The organism is Bradyrhizobium canariense, from assembly GCF_019402665.1.
In the GTDB taxonomy this organism is placed as follows: Bacteria; Pseudomonadota; Alphaproteobacteria; order Rhizobiales; family Xanthobacteraceae; genus Bradyrhizobium; species Bradyrhizobium canariense.
In genome coordinates, this window is sequence record NZ_VSST01000089.1 from 1 (window position 1) to 14,495 (window position 14,495).

At 64.2% G+C, this 14,495-nt stretch carries 11 protein-coding genes and 1 pseudogene; 7 read left to right on the forward strand and 5 right to left on the reverse strand.

Annotated features, from left to right (window positions below):
• A pseudogene (locus FXB41_RS36995) lies at positions 1-431 on the reverse strand (L,D-transpeptidase); the annotation flags it as partial.
• Between the two features lie 322 nt (positions 432-753).
• On the opposite strand from FXB41_RS36995, the gene FXB41_RS37000 reads away from it, so the two are divergent.
• A complete protein-coding gene (locus FXB41_RS37000; RefSeq protein ID WP_007600702.1) occupies positions 754-1,596 on the forward strand; it encodes a hypothetical protein in 843 nt (280 codons plus the stop codon).
• A 2-nt stretch (positions 1,597-1,598) separates the two neighbouring features.
• Here FXB41_RS37000 and sseA read toward each other — a convergent pair whose 3' ends face one another.
• From sseA to FXB41_RS37015, 3 genes are all read right to left on the reverse strand, one after another.
• On the reverse strand, positions 1,599-2,456 hold the full coding sequence (sseA, locus tag FXB41_RS37005) for a 3-mercaptopyruvate sulfurtransferase (protein ID WP_219685292.1): 858 nt from the start codon (positions 2,454-2,456) through the stop codon (positions 1,599-1,601).
• A 222-nt stretch (positions 2,457-2,678) separates the two neighbouring features.
• Positions 2,679-3,092: a rhodanese-like domain-containing protein gene (locus FXB41_RS37010; RefSeq protein ID WP_007613708.1), complete on the reverse strand. Its 414-nt coding sequence runs from the start codon at positions 3,090-3,092 to the stop codon at positions 2,679-2,681.
• A 124-nt stretch (positions 3,093-3,216) separates the two neighbouring features.
• Positions 3,217-4,392 (reverse strand): vWA domain-containing protein, encoded by a 1,176-nt coding sequence (locus FXB41_RS37015; protein ID WP_007600698.1) that lies wholly within the window; start codon positions 4,390-4,392, stop codon positions 3,217-3,219.
• Between the two features lie 123 nt (positions 4,393-4,515).
• On the opposite strand from FXB41_RS37015, the gene FXB41_RS37020 reads away from it, so the two are divergent.
• The 4 genes from FXB41_RS37020 to FXB41_RS37035 all read left to right on the forward strand — a co-directional run bounded on the left by FXB41_RS37020 (position 4,516) and on the right by FXB41_RS37035 (position 9,241).
• Positions 4,516-4,761, forward strand: coding sequence for a GlsB/YeaQ/YmgE family stress response membrane protein (locus FXB41_RS37020; RefSeq protein ID WP_007613712.1), 246 nt, complete (start codon positions 4,516-4,518; stop codon positions 4,759-4,761).
• A gap of 92 nt (positions 4,762-4,853) precedes the next feature.
• Positions 4,854-5,696, forward strand: a complete 843-nt coding sequence (locus FXB41_RS37025) for an AAA family ATPase (RefSeq protein WP_007600695.1) — start codon at positions 4,854-4,856, stop codon at positions 5,694-5,696.
• 687 nt (positions 5,697-6,383) lie between these two features.
• Positions 6,384-7,688, forward strand: a complete 1,305-nt coding sequence (gene pncB / locus FXB41_RS37030) for a nicotinate phosphoribosyltransferase (protein WP_219685293.1) — start codon at positions 6,384-6,386, stop codon at positions 7,686-7,688.
• 245 nt (positions 7,689-7,933) lie between these two features.
• Positions 7,934-9,241, forward strand: a complete 1,308-nt coding sequence (locus FXB41_RS37035; RefSeq protein WP_219685294.1) for a GGDEF domain-containing protein — start codon at positions 7,934-7,936, stop codon at positions 9,239-9,241.
• Between the two features lie 14 nt (positions 9,242-9,255).
• Here FXB41_RS37035 and FXB41_RS37040 read toward each other — a convergent pair whose 3' ends face one another.
• Complete coding sequence (locus FXB41_RS37040; protein ID WP_007600688.1) at positions 9,256-9,876, reverse strand: TetR/AcrR family transcriptional regulator; 621 nt, start codon at positions 9,874-9,876, stop codon at positions 9,256-9,258.
• Positions 9,877-10,410: 534 nt separating this feature from the next.
• Between FXB41_RS37040 and FXB41_RS37045 the strand changes: the two genes are divergently transcribed.
• Positions 10,411-13,815 carry an acyl-[ACP]--phospholipid O-acyltransferase gene (locus FXB41_RS37045; RefSeq protein WP_219685295.1) on the forward strand — a complete coding sequence of 1,135 codons (3,405 nt, stop codon included), beginning with the start codon at positions 10,411-10,413 and terminating at the stop codon, positions 13,813-13,815.
• Positions 13,816-13,820: 5 nt separating this feature from the next.
• Positions 13,821-14,495 (forward strand): esterase/lipase family protein, encoded by a 675-nt coding sequence (locus tag FXB41_RS37050; RefSeq protein ID WP_007600685.1) that lies wholly within the window; start codon positions 13,821-13,823, stop codon positions 14,493-14,495.

The window sequence follows — 14,495 nt, forward strand, 5'->3', positions numbered from 1 at the left end:
TGCGCCGGACGATCGGCGTAGATCACCGCAGGCGGGCCGGCAGGGCGGCCGTAGCGCGGATCGTCGGGTGATGTCACGGGACCCTGCGGCGGCGCGGCCGAGTAGACGGGGGCGCCGGCGGGACGGCCATAACGGGGATCATCGGGCGACATCACCGGCCCCTGCGGCGGCGCGGCGGAATACACCGGGGGAGCGCCGGGCGGACGGCCGTAGCGCGGATCCGGGCCGGGCGGCGGCAGCGCTGCCTGCGGCATCGCATCGTCTTCATCGTCCATAGCGTCGAAATTCGGCGCGCGGTCGCCGGGCCGATATTCGGCCGGCGCGCCATAGCTCGGCGCCTGCTGGACCGGATAGCTCTGGGCCTGCGCGAGCGAGGTTCCCGCCGCAGCGACTGTTGCGGCAGCGCATATCGTCAGAAAATGTTTGATCATCATCGCTCTTGTATAGTCCCCGGGCCCCGTCCGGACCGTTAACGGCCAGATGACGGAAGATAGCGGCACATTCAAGACATGACAGGCGGATTTGTGCCTGATTTGCCGATTTGTGATCCGCAAGACTACCGTTGCCTGGTTGCATCACGGGACGAAAATCAGCCCACGCCCGAGATTGCTGGACTAGCCGGCTCTGTTTTTTACGGAACGGCGCGGAATCGTTGCGGTATGTTCGAATCAGCCTGATTCGCCGCCGCTTTGAGCTTCGATCCCCCGCGTGGCGAACGCGGCAAGCAGTACCGTCACCGCGTTCAGATGGCTCATGGGCCCTGGCCACTTCGCCGCCGGGGCGGAAATTCGCAATCCCTCGATGCTTCCCGGCTTTCGCTTTCTGTTTGCCGCGATCCTGCTGTCAGCCTCCATCCTGGTATTCGGCCTGGGCGCCGCCGCGCTGCTGCGGGCGAGCCATGAGCAGTATGTCAGCAACCCCTCCTGGCGGAATGGTCCGCAGGAGCAGGTGTTTGCACAAGCTCCCGAGCCGGCCCAGCCGGTGCTCGCGGTCCTGCGCGCCGAGCCGGAGGCGGCCACCGATCCGACGCCGTCGCTGCGCGATCAAGTCCCGACCATCGCGCTGCCGATGAGCGAGCCCGAGCCGGTCGTCGTGGTGACAACCGAGACCGACGGTCAGCCGCAGGTCGTTGCAGCTCCGGCTGACGTCCCGGCCGAACCGGCCAATGTCGAGGCCAAGGCCGAGACGACGACGGACGCCGCGGCGCCGGCCTCAAGCAACACGCTTACTCCGGCCGACGCCAGCGCATCCATCGCCGAGGCCAAGCCGGTTTCGATCGCTCTCACAAGCAAACCAACACCTGCCGCCCCCAGCGCAGCCTCGGCTTCGTCCACGTTCGACATGGCGAGCGCGAAGTTCGCCGCATTGAATAACCTGGCAACCACGGCCTGGAAGGATCCGCCGGCGAAGGCCAAGGCCGACGCTAAGGCCGACAGCAGTTCGCCGGAGAGCAAGGCGACTAAGCCGCGGGCGCACCGGGTGAAGAAGCGCCGCCGCATTGTCCGGCGTCCGCCGCCGCCGGTTCAGCAACTCGATCCGTTCGGGCAGCCGCAACCCACCCTCGCCGCAACGACGACCGCGCGCGCACGTCAGTAGGGTTACGCCGGCCCCGTTGCGATCGGCGGTCCCTTTTCCTGGCCCCATTCCGACCATGAGCCGTCGTAGAGCGCGGTGTCGGTGATGCCGAGGCGATAAAGCGCCAGCGTCAGCACGCCGGCAGAGACCCCGGAGCCGCAGCTCGTCACAATCGGCGCATCGAGCCTGACGCCGGCGTTCGTGAAGGCCGCGCGGAGATCATCGAGCGGCTTCATCGTGCCGGTCGCGGCGTCGAACAGCAGGTTATAGGGCACGTTGCGAGCGCCCGGGATATGGCCGGAGCGAATGCCCGCGCGCGGCTCGGGCGCCCGGCCCTCGAACCGGTCGGCGGCGCGCGCGTCGATCACCTGCTCGACACGGCTTTCGACGTTGGCGATCAATTGCTGCATGCTACGCACGCGCTTGGAATCGTAGCTCGCCTTGAACGTCGCGGGCTTCGGCTTCGCCTCGCCACTTTCGACCGGACGCCCCTCGGCGCGCCACTTCTTCAGGCCGCCATTGAGGATGCGCACATTGCCGTGGCCGAAGGCCAGGAACATCCACCACGCGCGGGGAGCAGCGACCCAGCCGCCGGCATCGTAGAGCACGACAGTATCGGCATTGGAGATGCCGAGTTGGCCGACGTCGCGGCCGAACTGCTCGGCGCTCGGATACATGTGCGGCAGCGGGTTGGAGTGGTCCGAGACCGCGTCGACGTCGAAGAACACAGCGCCCGGCAGATGCGCGGCAAGGTAATCATCCTTCGGCAATGGCAGCACACCCGGCAGCTTGAAGCTGGCGTCGAGCACCTTGACGTTGGCGTCATTGATGTGGGCGGCGAGCCATTCGGTGGAGACGAGGGGATCGGTGGGGGTGGTCATTGGCTTTTCCTTGCAGTCATTACGGTGCGCGCGCAGCGCGAGAGAGTTTGATACGGCGCGCGGCAAATTCCGCTGTCATCGCCCGGCCAGTGCGCAATTGCGCACTAGGAACGGGCGATCCAGTACGCCGAGACGATTGTGCTTCAATCGATAGGCCGCGGCGTACTGGATTCCCCGCCTTCGGGGAATGACGCCGAAAATTGGAGCGGCAGCGCAGGACCCTCACCCCTTCTTCTTCGGCTCCCATTGCTCCACCGGCCCGCCGGCGTCGCGCCAGGCGGCGTAGCCGCCGGCGATGTGGGCGACGGGCTTGAGGCCCATGTCCTGCGCGGTCTTGGCGGCTAGCGCGGAGCGCAGGCCGCCGGCGCAATGGAAGACGAACTTCTTGTCCTCCTGGAACACCGGCTTGGCATAAGGGCTCTGCGGATCGATCCAGAATTCGAGCATGCCGCGGGTGCAGGCGAACGCGCCGGGAATGCGGCCGTCGCGCTCGATCTCGCGGGGATCGCGGATATCGACGATAACGACGTCGCCGTTCTTCGAGATCTCGATGGCGTCCTTGGCGGTGAGCGTCTCGATCTCGGCATTGGCCTCGTCGATCAGCGCCTTGATGCCGCGGGTGATGGTCTGGGGCATGTGGCTCTCCCTCTTGTTGTCATTCCGGGGCGTGCGCAGCACGAGCCCGGAATCCATTTGTCTACACGTGCTGCGGCCCGATGGATTCCGGGTTCTCGCTGCGCGAGCCCCGGAATGACAACAGCTAGTGCGTCAATTCCTTCATCGCACCCTCGAGCCCCTCGATCGTGATCGGATACATGCGGTTGGCGAAGATGCGTTTGATGATGGTGGTGGATTCCGAATAGTCCCAATGCTTCTGCTGCACAGGGTTGAGCCACACCGCATGCGGATAGGTGCGGATGATGCGGTCGAGCCAGACCGAGCCGGGCTCCTCGTTGACGTGCTCGACCGAGCCGCCGGGTACCATGATCTCGTAAGGCGACATCGAGGCGTCACCGACGAACACGATCTTGTAGTCGTGCGGGTATTTGTGCAGCACGTCCCAGGTCGGGGTGCGGTCGGTGAAGCGGCGCTTGTTCTGCTTCCACACGCCTTCATAGAGGCAGTTGTGGAAGTAGAAATATTCCATGTGCTTGAACTCGCTCTTCGCCGCCGAGAACAACTCCTCCACCTGCTCGATATGCGCGTCCATCGAGCCGCCGATGTCGAAGAACACCAGCAGCTTCACCGCGTTGCGGCGCTCGGGCCGCATGTGCACGTCGAGATAGCCGTGATTGGCGGTTTCGCGGATGGTGGTGTCGAGGTCGAGTTCATCAGGCGCGCCGGTGCGCGCGAATTTGCGCAGGCGCCGCAGCGCCACCTTGATGTTGCGGATGCCGAGCTCGACATTGCCGTCGAGGTCTTTGAACTCGCGCTTGTCCCACACCTTCACGGCGCGGTTGTTGCGGTTCTTGTGCTGGCCGATGCGTATGCCTTCGGGATTGTAGCCATGGGCGCCGAACGGCGAGGTGCCCGCCGTGCCGATCCATTTCGAGCCGCCCTGATGGCGGCCCTTCTGCTCCTCGAGGCGCTTCTTCAGGGTCTCCATGAGCTTGTCCCAGCCCATGGCCTCGATCTGCTTCTTCTCGTCGTCGGTCAGGTATTTCTCGGCGAGCTTCTTCAGCCATTCCTCGGGGATCTCGGCCCCCTCCATGGCGTCGAGCAGGCTTTCCAGTCCCTTGAACACGGTGCCGAAGACGCGATCGAACTTGTCGAGGTTGCGCTCGTCCTTCACCAGCGAGGTGCGCGACAGATAATAGAAATTCTCGACCGAATAGTCCGACAGATCAGCATCGAGCGCCTCCATCAGCGTGAGGTATTCGCGCAGCGTCACGGGGACCTGCGCGTCGCGCAGAGAGGTGAAGAATTGCAGGAACATGGGTGACAGATTGCCCGTCGGGGGGCGAACGTCAAGGGGCGGAGGCCACTGCTCTGCGCTGGACCGGGAGGGTTTTTGCTCTAGAATTGGCGGTCTCACGGGGTTGTTTTGGGGACGTTTGCAATGGGAATTCTCGCAGCGCTCATCATTGGCGCGATCGCAGGCTGGCTTGCCGGCAAGATTGTCCATGGGGCGGGATTTGGGCTGATCGGCAACATCGTCGTCGGCATCATCGGTGCACTCGTGGCGAGCTGGATTCTCCCTCAGCTGCATATCCAGCTCGCAACGGGCACGGTCGGAGCCATCGTGGATGCCACGATCGGCGCGGTGATTGTGCTCGTCATCCTTTCGCTGATAAAACGGGTCTGAAAGCCTGACCGAACCAGGAACGGCCGCCACGCGCGGCCGTTCCCATGTCGCGACCGGGGCAATGCCGGGACGACGACCAACAAGGACGCGCGATGAAATTTACCGGCACCAAGGACTATGTTGCGACCGACGATCTCAAGGTCGCGGTCAATGCCTCGATCGTGCTGGAGCGCCCGCTGCTCATCAAGGGCGAGCCCGGCACCGGCAAGACGGTGCTGGCGGAGGAAGTGGCGAAGGCGCTGAACGCCCCGCTTCTGACCTGGCACATCAAGTCCACCACCAAGGCACAGCAAGGCCTCTACGAATACGACGCGGTGTCGCGCCTGCGCGACAGCCAGCTGGGCGATGCGCGCGTGTCTGACATCAAGAACTACATCAAGCGCGGCAAGCTGTGGGATGCCTTCACCGCCGAGCAGCGCCCGGTGCTGCTGATCGACGAGATCGACAAGGCCGATATCGAATTCCCGAACGATCTTTTGCTCGAGCTCGACCGCATGGAATTCCATGTCTACGAGACCGGCGAGACGATCAAGGCCAAGCAGCGCCCGATCATGATGATCACCTCCAACAACGAGAAGGAGCTGCCGGACGCGTTCCTGCGCCGCTGCTTCTTCCACTACATCAAGTTCCCCGATGCCGATACCATGACCCGGATCGTCGATGTCCACTTCCCCGGCATCAAGAAGCGGCTGGTCGAGGAAGCCCTGCGCATCTTCTTCGAGGTCCGCGAAGTGCCCGGGTTGAAGAAGAAGCCGTCGACCTCGGAGCTGCTCGACTGGCTCAAGCTGCTGCTCAACGAAGACATGAGCGTCGAGCAGTTGCGCGAACGCGATCCGCGCAAGCTGATCCCGCCGCTGCACGGTGCGCTGCTCAAGAACGAGCAGGACGTGCATCTGTTCGAGCGGCTGGCGTTTCTGAGCCGACGGGAAGTGTAGACAACGGCTCTGCACGCTCGCAATCGCAAGGCGAACGCGCGACGAGCGAACCTGCCTGGACCGGGGCCCGATCACAGCAGGACAATTCCGTAGTCCCGGCGATCGCTGCTGTTTCGCAACGGGCCAGAAATCCGTCGCGGGCATATGCCGCAAGCCTTCGCGTTGCCGAATTCGTCACCCGGAGCTCAAGCTCGGACGTCCGGGCTGCGACGAGCACTGGTGTTGCGTTGCCTGGCTTTCCGGCGATCACCAGCTTTTCCACAACGCTCTCGACATTGCGCGATACGCGCGCGAGCTTCCTTGGCGCCGGACCACTCATCGGTGTCGAAGGCCCGTTCCCATTTGCCGGCAAATGGTCGTTCGATATGCCGGCGACGCCGCCCTGCTCCTCGGCCGGCAACGGTCGGCGACCAGTTCGTCGAACCTGTTCTCGGTAACGCCGTCGGTCCTTTCTCTCCTCGTTCCAATCGCGAATACGCTCAACACGGGCAACGATCGGCACGGCCCCCGCGTCACGCTCACGGGAGGGTCCGAGGCCAGGTAGGCCACCCGGCCATCCGCAGACCGGTACGCGAACGGGCTCTCTGGGCGATTTCGAGCCGCCCTCGCGCAACCGGATGCTCGGCGGTGACCTGCCCTTCGCCAAATCCACTGGTTGCGCACCGGGAGCCACGCTAGAATTCCCCCATGACAGTGACCGACATTGCGAGCCGAACCTATAATCACAGCTGGCGGCTGGATCCCATCATCCGCAGCCTGCTTGATACCGACTTCTACAAACTATTGATGTTGCAAATGATTCGGGAATCTTACCCGCATCAGCAGGTGACATTCTCGGTCATCAACCGATCGCGCCATGTGCGGCTCGCCGAAATCATCGACGAGGGCGAGCTGCGCGCCCAGCTCGACCACGCCCGCACCATCCGCTTCACCAAGAAAGAGCTGATCTGGCTTGCCGGTAACACTTTCTACGGCAAGACCCACATGTTCTCGGCGGACTTCATCCGCTGGCTCGCCGAATTCCGGCTGCCCGAATACGAGCTGCGCAAGGTCGAAGGCCAGTACGAGCTGCACTTCCACGGGCCGTGGAGCCATACCACGATGTGGGAGATTCCTGCGCTCGCCATTCTCAACGAATTGCGCTCGCGCGCAGCGATGAAGGGCCGCGGCCGCTTCGAGCTCGACGTGCTCTATGCCCGCGCCAAGGCCAAGCTTTGGACCAAGGTGGAGCGGCTGCGCAAACTGGATGGCTTGCGGCTCTCCGATTTCGGCACCCGTCGCCGCCATGGCTTCCTTTGGCAGCGCTGGTGCGTGGAGGCCGTGAAGGAAGGCCTGGGCCCGTCCTTCATCGGCACCTCCAACGTGCTGCTCGCGATGGACAATGATCTCGAAGCCATCGGCACCAATGCCCATGAACTGCCGATGGTCGCCGCGGCGCTCGCCAAGGACGACGAGGAATTGCGCTGGGCGCCCTATCGCATCCTCGACCAGTGGCGCCAGACCTATGGCGGCAACCTCCTGATCGCGCTGCCCGACGCTTTTGGCACCAAGGCGTTCCTGCGCGATGCGCCGGAATGGGTTGCAGACTGGACCGGCTTCCGCCCCGACAGCGCGCCGCCGATCCAGGCCGGCGAGGAGATCATCAAATGGTGGGAGCAGAAGGGCCGCAATCCCAAGGACAAGCTGCTGGTGTTCTCCGACGCGATGGACGTTGGCTCGATCGAGGAGACCTACCACCACTTCACTGGCCGGGTGCGGCTCTCGTTCGGCTGGGGCACCAATCTCACCAATGATTTCGTCGGCTGCACGCCGGACGGATCGTTCAATCTCGATCCGATTTCGCTGGTCTGCAAGGTGTCATCGGTCGACGGACATCCGGCCGTCAAGCTCTCCGACAATCCCGAGAAGGCGACCGGCCTGCCTTCGGAGATCGAGCGCTATTTGCGCGTCTTCGGCGACGCCGGCCGCGTGCGCAAGCCGGTGCTGGTCTAGCGGCAGGGCAATCTCTCCATCGGGTAAACCACTTGGGGCGAATGCGCGACATCGGCTCGCCGATGTCGCGTCAGTTCCGGTTCGACGGCATTTGCAACGATCTGCCAGCATCCGCTTCACAACGCCTTCACCCTGCGACGCAGTCTCCTGGCATTTTCAAGTCGAGTTAAGCACCTTTCGCGCGTAATCCGCGTTATGAGCGGATCGCTCCGCTGGGGTCGTTGAGCGACTTGGGGAAACGCAACGTGTTTCGCAGAACAGCGCCGTCAACGAAGGGACGCAACTTCCTTCACGTCGTCAAACTCGTCTCGCCTTTCGTCACGGTCGTTCTGCTGCAGGCGGCGATCGCCGGATTCAGCCTGGAGGTTATGTCCTCGGTCCGCGCCTATGTCGCGGGCGAAGCGCTATGGTCCCGCTCGCAGAAGAACGCCGTCTATTTCCTCAATCTCTATCTGCATTCGGGCGACGCCAGCCAGTTTGCGCAATATCAGACCTCGCTGGCCGTTCCCATCGGCGACGAGTTCGCGCGCTGGGCACTCGAGCGCGATCCGGTCGACGTCGAGGCCGCCCGCATCGGCTTCCTGCAAGGCGGCAACCATCCCGATGACGTGCCGGGACTGATTTGGCTGTTTCGCTACTTCAAACAGGTCAGCTTTCTCAAGGAAGCGATCCGCGAGTGGGCCGCCACCGACCCCATGCTGCTGGAGCTGAGCGTGTTCGGCGAGGTCATCCGGTCAGAGTCGAAGAACGGGCCGGTTCAGGACGGCAACCGCCTGCAATTGTTGTCGTCGCGGCTGTCGGAGCTCAACACTCAGTTCACGGTGCACGCCAACCGGTTCTCCACCGTCCTCGGCGAAGGCTCGCGCGCCATCAAGATGACGCTGACTGGCGTCAATATCGTCACAGCCGTGACGCTGATCCTGCTCCTGATCTGGCACACGCGGCGATTGGTGCTGCAACGACAGGCTTTCGAGGATGCCCTGCATGCCGAGAAGGAGCGCCTGGCCTGGCAGGCGTCGCACGACTGGCTGACCGGCTTGTCCAACCGTCGCGCCTTCGAGGCCCGCCTGCAAAGCGAGCTGGACGACACCGCGGCGGGTTCGCTGGGCCTGATCCTGCTCGATCTCGACCAGTTCAAGGACGTCAACGACAGTTGCGGTCACCTCGCCGGCGACCGTCTGCTCCGCCAGATTTCGCGCCTCCTGCTACAGGAGCGGCGGCCGCATGACCTGGTGGCCCGGCTCGGCGGTGACGAATTCGGCTTAATCCTTCCCCGATGCACGCCGTACGACGCCGTGGATATCGCCGAACGGCTGCGCCGGTCGCTCGAGCTATCCGTCTTCGCCTGGGACGATCGTTGCTTTGCAGTGACGGCTAGTATCGGCGTTGCCTGCATCACCGACGGCAACGCCACGCTCGAGGACGCGATGCGGCGCGCGGATGCCGCCTGCTATCGCGCCAAGGAGAACGGACGCAACCGTGTTCAGGTCGACAACGGGACGACGGACGTCGTCGTCGTCACCTCGCGGCAGCGCAAGGCCGCCAGCGCATAGCAGCGCTCAGCACGTTATCGCATTGGCAGAATCCCGAGCCCCGCGAGATGCGCATCCAGAAATTGTTCGACCTGCTGGCGCAGCATCTGCGGCGGTACGGCCACCATGCGCTCTTCGAGGCCGAGCGAGATGATCCCGTGCACGGCGGAAAACAGGGTGCGTGACAGCAGCGCGATCTGCACGTCGTCTGCCTTCGGAAGCAGCCGCACCAGGGGCGCATGCATCAGCGCGAAGGCCTCCATCACCATCTGAAGGATGTCATCGGGGTAAGGGCGGTCGTCCTCCATCCGATGTTCGAACAGCGAGCGCAGCAGATTCGCGTGCTCCGCGAAGAATTCGAGGTAGGTCGCAGCCAGCCCATAGAGCTGGCGAACCGGATCCTCGGCTGGAACTTGGCCCAGCCGCACCGTTAGGGCATTAACGGTCTCCCGATTCACGGTCAGGATTACGCCGTCGAAGTCGCCGAACTCGTTATAGACACTTCCAACCGAGCAGCCGGCGGCGTCAGCGACGTCCCGGACTTTCAACGATTTCAGCCCTTTAGTGGCAATAATGCTGCGAGCGATCTCCACGATCTGCTGCCGCCGTCGAGATTTTTTTCGGTCTCGCAACGATTCGTCTTGAACATTGTTCATTTTCAGGCTACTCATCTGAACAATGTTCAAGCTAGCCCGGAGACCTTCAAAATGCAAACCCTCGCTGTTGATATCGCCTCCACCTTCGTCGATGACGCCACAGCTCTCGTGACCGGATTTGGCCGCGCCCTCCTGCGGCTCGCAATGGGGCCGATCGATCGCATCGCAAATGCCTGCGACATTGCCGGCGTCCTGACCGAGCGCCGCGCGACCTTCCGGATGTGGCGGGCCAACCGCCGCGTTCGTCATGAGGGCCGCCGCTTTAACCTGCTCGGCCGCCTCTCGCCCTTTCGCCGCCTCGCCCATCTCACCTGAGGCGCGCACGCCTCCTTGCCGGAGCGTGATAGAGCCGCGACCAACCATTTGCGAACCAAATGTCGCCACGCGGAGACCAACAGGATCGGAAGGCAAAGGCGCAGAGCAGGCCGGGGACGATCGTCGTCAACCCGCAAATGCCCGTCGCATCTCCTCCGGTCCCGACGCCCATCGGACAATGAAACAACCTCAGACAGCGTTTCCAAAACAGGACTAGTCATGATCAGGGATTTGATGTCGTCACGCCGCTTCGCGCCGCTGTTCTGGGCGCAATTCTTCTCGGCGCTGAACGACAACGTGCTCAAGAACGCACTCGTCATCATCCTGCTTTACAGTGCCGCGACCGGCCACGGAGATGCGCTGGTGACGGTCGCGGGCGCCGTCTTCATCTTCCCCTACTTCATCCTGTCCGGGCTCGGCGGCCAGCTCGCCGACAAATATGTCAAATCCGTCGTCGCAAGGCGGCTCAAATTCGCCGAGATCTTTGCCGCGGGCTTTGCCGCGGCCGGTTTCTTCCTGCACTCGGTGCCGCTGCTGTTCGCAGCGCTCGCACTGTTCGGCGTCATCGCCGCGCTGTTCGGTCCCGTGAAATATTCGATGCTGCCGGACCAGCTCGAGCTCGGCGAGCTCGCGACCGGCAACGCGCTGGTCGAAGGCGCGACCTTCATGGCCATCCTGCTCGGCACCGTTGCCGGCGGCCAGTTCGTGGCCGGCTCCGCGCATATGGGCTGGGTCGCATCGGCCGTGGTCGTGCTGGCCCTGCTGTCCTGGGCCTTCGCCTCCCGCATTCCCGCGACGACGCCGTCCGCACCCGATCTGCCGGTCAACGGCAATCCCTGGACCTCGACGCTCGGCCTGTTGAAGACCTTGCACGCCGACCATCGGCTGTGGGACGGCACCGTGATCGTCTCCTGGTTCTGGCTGGTGGGCGCCATCGTGCTCTCGCTGCTGCCGGCGCTGGTCAAGGAGGTCATCGGTGGCACCGAGGGCGTGGTGACGTTGTGTCTCGCGATCTTCGCAATCGGCATTGCCATCGGCTCGCTGTTCGCCGCGAATCTGAGCCATGTTCGCCCGAACCTCGCGCTGGTGCCGATCGGCGCCATCATGATGGGGTTTGCCGGCCTCGACCTCGCCTGGGCGATCGGCGTGACCGCCAAGGGCCAGGACATCACCGCCGCCGACTTCGCGACCTCGTTCGCGGGCCTGCGCATGCTGGTCGATTTCGTCGCCTTCGCATTCGGCGGCGGGCTGTTCGTCGTGCCTTCCTTCGCCGCCGTCCAGGCCTGGTCCGCCCCCTCCGAGCGCGCCCGCATCATCGCCGCCGGAAACGTGCTGCAGGCCGCCTTCATGGTAGCCGGCTCGCTGTTCGTCGCGCTGTTGCAGGCCGGCGGATTGCACATCGGCTGGATTTTCTTCGGCCTCGGCGTCGCCAGCTTCGGCGCAGTCTGGTTCGTGCTGACGAAGTGGGGCAAGGAAGGCGTTCGCGACTTTGGCGGGCTGCTATTCCGCGCGCTGTTCCGCACCGAGGTCCGCGGGCTGGAGAACCTGCCGCCTGCTGGCACGCGCATGCTGATCGCGCCCAACCATGTCAGCCTGATCGACGGCCCGCTGCTGCACGCCGTGCTGCCGATCGACGCGAGCTTCGCGGTTGATACCGGCATCGCCAAGGCCTGGTGGGCCAAGCCGTTCCTGCGGGTGGTCAAGCACTACACCATGGACCCCAGCAAGCCGCTGGCCGCGCGCGACCTCATCAAGCTCGTCGCCGCCGGAGAGCCGGTGGTGATCTTCCCGGAAGGACGCATCACCGTCTCCGGCTCGCTGATGAAGGTCTATGACGGCACAGCGATGATCGCGGACAAGGCCGACGCGGTCGTCGTCCCGATCCGCATCGAAGGCGCCCAGCGTTCGCATCTCAGCTATCTCAACGGCAGCCAGATCAAGCGCACGTGGTTTCCGCGGGTGACCGTCACTATCCTGCCGCCGGTTAAGCTGCCGGTCGATCCGTCGCTCAAGGGCAAGACGCGCCGCAATGCCGCGGGCGCAGCACTTCAGGACGTGATGATCGACGCCATGGTGAAGAACGCCATGCTCGATCACACTCTCTTCGAAGCGCTCGGACACGCCTATCGCGACCGCGACACCGGCAAGGTCATCGTCGAGGACGCGCTCGGCACCAAGCTGACCTATCGCAAGCTGATCCTGGGCGCCCAGGTCTTGAGCCGCAAGCTGGAGAACGGCACCGCTGTCGGTGAGAATGTCGGCGTGCTGCTGCCGAATTCCGCAGGCGTTGCCGTCGTCTTCATGGCGCTGCAGAATATCGGCCGGGTGCCGGCGATGCTGAACTTCTCGGCCGGCCCGGTCAACGTGCTCGCCGCCATGAAAGCCGCGCAGGTCAAGACCGTGCTGACGTCGAAAGCCTTCATCGAGAAGGGCAAGCTCGACAAGTTGATGGCCGCGATCTCCGCAGAGGCCCGAATGGTCTATCTCGAGGACGTCCGTGCTTCGATCGGCACGGCCGACAAGATCAAGGGCCTGCTCGCCGGTACCACGCCGCGCGTCGTCCGCCAGGCGGGCGATCCGGCCGTCGTGCTGTTCACGTCGGGCTCGGAAGGCACGCCGAAGGGAGTGGTGCTGTCCCACCGCAATATCCTTGCCAACGCCGCACAGGCGCTGGCGCGGGTCGATGCCAACGCCAATGACAAGGTGTTCAACGTGCTGCCGGTGTTCCATTCTTTCGGGCTGACCGGCGGAATGGTGATGCCGCTGCTCGCGGGCATTCCGATCTACATGTACCCCTCGCCGCTGCACTACCGGATCGTTCCCGAGCTGATCTACCAGACCGGCGCCACGATCCTGTTCGGCACCGACACGTTCCTCACCGGCTATGCACGCTCGGCCCATGCCTACGACTTCCGCACCCTGCGTCTGGTGATCGCCGGCGCCGAGGCGGTCAAGGATCGCACCCGGCAGGTCTTCATGGAGCGTTACGGCATCCGCATCCTCGAAGGCTATGGCGTCACCGAGACCGCGCCGGTGCTGGCGATGAACACGCCCATGGCCAATCGTCCCGGCACGGTCGGCCGCCTGTCGCCGCTGATGGAAAGCCGCCTCGACCCCGTCCCCGGCATCGAGGAAGGTGGACGCCTGTCGGTGCGCGGACCGAACGTGATGCTCGGATACTTGCGGGCCGAAAATCCGGGCGTTCTCGAACCGCTCGCCGAGGGTTGGCACGACACCGGCGACATCGTCGCGATCGACCCGGCCGGCTTCATCACCATCAAGGGACGCGCCAAGCGCTTTGCCAAGATCGCCGGCGAAATGGTCTCGCTGTCGGCGGTCGAGAACATCGCGACGACGCTGTGGCCGCAGGCCGCATCGGTCGCCGTGTCGATCCCGGACCCGCGCAAGGGCGAGCGCATCGTGCTGCTGACGACGGAAAAGAACGCCGAGCGTAGCGCCATGCAGGGCCACGCAAAGACGATCGGCGCGTCCGAGCTGACCGTTCCCGCAGCGATCATGGTGGTCGACAAGGTGCCATTGCTCGGCACCGGCAAGACCGACTACGTCACCGCAACGACGATGGCCCGCGAGCAGGCATCCGCGCCGGAGCGCGAGGTGGCGTAAGAGAGATGCACGAGGCGTCTCAATCAAGCGAGGCGCGATGCCCTGGAGTGGTTCTGCTTCACGGCATCGCGCGCACCTCGGCGTCCCTGATCAGACTGGAACGGGCGCTCCGGGCCAGCGGCTTTGCAACGCTCAACATCGACTATGCCAGCCGCCGCAAGACGATCACGGCGCTCGCGGACGATATTCACCTGGAAGTCGCCCGCTTCGCCGAGCGTGAGGCGCCGCTGCATTTCGTCGCGCATTCGATGGGCGGTCTGGTGACGCGCGCCTATATCGCGAAATATCGTCCGGACCGGCTTGCCGGCGTGGTGATGCTGGGCACGCCAAACGGCGGCAGCGAGGTCGCCGATCTCCTGAGCGGATATCGCCTCTACAGCGCATTCTACGGACCCGCCGGACTCGAGCTCACCACCACGTCCACGCCCCGGTCTGACGCCCTGCCCGCGGTGGACTATCCCGTCGGCGTGATCGCGGGAAACCGCTTCATCGATCCCGTCGCCGGCCTCTTGGTTCTGCCGAAGCCAAATGACGGACGGGTCTCAGTGCAAAGCGCGATGGTCGCCGGCATGGCCGACCATATCGTCGTGAAGGCGTCCCATACCGGACTTCCGCGTCACGCCGCCGCCATCGAACAGACCATCGCTTTCCTGCGCGATGGCCGCTTCCGCACCATCTGA